Raw genomic sequence first — 1343 nt, 5'->3', positions numbered from 1 at the left:
ACGTTGAAATCATCGGTCATCAGCCGGTCGAACAGCTCGACATCGACAGACGATGCACGAAGCTCCTCCATGCCGTCCAGGAACGCCAGGATGCCCTCGTGCGCCTGGGCGCCCATGCCCTCGATGAGGGGGCGGGAGCGGTCGAGCCTGGCGATATCTACGAGCGTGAGGTCCTGCATGAGGCGGCGCGCGTCCACCTCGCTGATCGAGGTATTGAAGTTCTCGCCGATCCACTGCGATGCGGCGAACGGGTGTCCCGCGAAATCGATCATCGAGGCGCCGGCACCGCCGATCTCGATGCAGTTGCGGCGCACCGATTCCGCCACGGACTTCGCCGCGGCATCGATCGCGTGCGCATCCCGGCCGTCGGCGTAGCCCTCGGCGGCGCGGTCGAGCGCGAGCAGGCGGGCGCCGGCGAAGATCTCGGCGGTGGGGTAGATCGCCGCATCGGCGACGCCCTCGCCCAGGCCCTCCAACGTGCCGTCGTTGCAGATGAGCGCACCCGAGACGCGGTCGATGGCGGCCTCGCTGCAATCGAAGCCGCCGTGCTCTGATTGGAAGGCGAGGCAGATGCCCTCACCGTCCGTCATGGTTGCGTGTTTTCTGGTCATGCTTACTCCGGGGATCTAGTGCTTGGGTCCGCGCGCCTGCGCGGGCTCCTCTTCGGCGGGCTTGGCCTCCGGGACCGTCTTGGCGATTTCCCGGGCGACGGCCCACATATCGATGCCCTCCGTGGCGCGCATGCGGAAGTCCTCGTCGAAGTACTCGGCGTCTGCGCGTGCATGCTCAAGTGCGGCTTCGGCGAGCATGGTGCCGATTGCCGCGAAGGGGTTCTCGTAGATGCCGGACTCGTCGACGTAGCCGTATTCGATCATCTCGTCGATGCCTTCCAGGAGGGGACGGCCGATCTCGTCGGCCATGTCGTGGTAGTCATCGAGGTAGGATGAGGCGGTGTCGTGATAATACATGCCGTCGCCGTGGCCGCCCTCCTTCCACTCCAGGAGCTTCCCCTTGGCCTCGGCGAAGGCGGCCTCCATGGGATTGATGGCATCCGGCAGCTCGGGCATGTCCTCGAATTTCCTGTCCGCGAGCAGGCGTCCGATCGCGCGCTGGTTCTGCTCGGTGGCGACGGCGAGCGCCCCGAGGAGCACCGGCATGTCCCGGTTCTTGAGCTTTTCGTAGAACGCGAGCTTGTCGAGCGCGATAGAGCTGTCCTCGGCGCGGCGGCACGCCTCCAGCGCCTCGCGGTACGGGTCGAGGTCTGCCAGCTCCTCGCGCACGCGGTCGCGGACCACCCCCAGGGCGAGCTCGGATGCCTTGCAGATGGGGGAGGTGATCAGGAA

General features: G+C 66.6%; 2 pseudogenes. Both read right to left on the bottom strand.

The annotated features are described in order from the left end of the window. Window positions 1-611, bottom strand: a pseudogene (locus ACMO6A_RS02055) (hypothetical protein); the annotation flags it as partial. Window positions 612-626: 15 nt separating this feature from the next. After that, window positions 627-1343, bottom strand: a pseudogene (locus ACMO6A_RS02050) (hypothetical protein); the annotation flags it as partial.

It is taken from the genome of Eggerthella sp. (assembly GCF_048329335.1).
GTDB classification, from domain to species: domain Bacteria; phylum Actinomycetota; class Coriobacteriia; order Coriobacteriales; family Eggerthellaceae; genus Eggerthella; species Eggerthella lenta.
This window is presented reverse-complemented; position numbering and strand designations above follow the sequence as displayed.